Here is a 1,249-nt window from a genome sequence, read left to right as displayed (position 1 = left end):
AGGAAGCCATTTTTCTGGAGATTGTCCAACTTCATCCATAATGGTCTCTAGGAGTTCAATATTCTTGGTGGTGCCACTTAAAATGGCTATTTCATCATCAAAGCCCCGTAAATTCAGTTCTGCTACAACTGAACTTTGTCCTTGTTTGATGAGAAAACGCCGTGACTCACGGCTTAATTCTGATTGTATCAGGTTAAATTCTCTGTCCGATAATTTAAAACCTTCTACATAATCCCCATGATTGCCCTTTTGATTGGGAAAATAAATCTGTGTGGGGCATTGCTCTATAATGGTGTGAGCAATGGTCGAATTGATCGCATCTTTGGGAGATTGTGTCGCAAACAACATCAAACCATTTTGTTTACGAATAGTTTTCAGCCTGTCTTGCGCAAAGGCTTTAAAGGAATCATCCTCTAAGGCTTTCCAAAACTCATCAATGACAATGATAATACGACGTCCATCAATCAGAGACAAAATCCTATGAAAAAGATACATCATTAAAGGTGGACGAATTTCATCATTGTCTAAAAAATCCGTCATGTCATAACCAATAAATTTTGCATCAATGCCAATGTCGTCATCAGGATTGTCAAAAACCCACCCTAAGGCATTGCCTTTACACCATCTTTCTAAACGACCCGATATCCCCTCTCTATGCGTGGTATCAAAAAACATTTGTAAGGCAGAGATCGTCCGTTGTTCTTTTGGCAACAAGGCAAGCTGCTCAACAGCCGCCGTAATGTCTTGTCTTTCTGATTCACTGATCTTTTGATCTTCAGAAGAAACAAGCTTTATAATCCATTGGCGTAAAAAAACTCTATCTGCTGGATTGTTATAGTCTAAGCCTTTTAGCGGTGCTATGCCTGTCGGTTTACCATTCTTCAAGGGCATATAAGTGCCGCCACCCGCTCTGACAAAAAGTTCTGCACCCCGATCTTTGTCAAAAAAGACCATATTGGGATCATGCTTTTGAAGTTGTGCTAAAAGAAAATTGACAATAACCGTTTTCCCAGAACCAGAGGGACCACAAACAAACGTATTGCCTAAATCACCAAAGTGAAAGTTAAAATAAAACGGTGAACCAGCAGAGGTTTTCATCAAGGCTACCGCTGGTCCCCATACATTGCCATCTATTTTTCCAACCGGAAAAGAATGAAAAGGAGAAAGCGCTGCATAATTGCGGCTTGTTATTGCACCAGAGCGGGTGCGATAAGCATAATTGCCAGGCAATTGTGCCCACCAAGCCGCC

At 41.1% G+C, this 1,249-nt stretch carries 1 pseudogene; it reads right to left on the bottom strand.

Annotated elements, in window-relative coordinates:
- Window positions 1-1,249 (bottom strand): annotated as a pseudogene (locus ACFIKY_RS08955) (transporter); the annotation flags it as partial.

This window comes from Bartonella sp. CR127HXZ, assembly GCF_042194555.1.
Lineage (GTDB): Bacteria > Pseudomonadota > Alphaproteobacteria > Rhizobiales > Rhizobiaceae > Bartonella > Bartonella grahamii.
The sequence above is the reverse complement of the archived record's forward strand: the minus strand, read 5'-3'. Positions and strand labels throughout refer to the sequence as shown.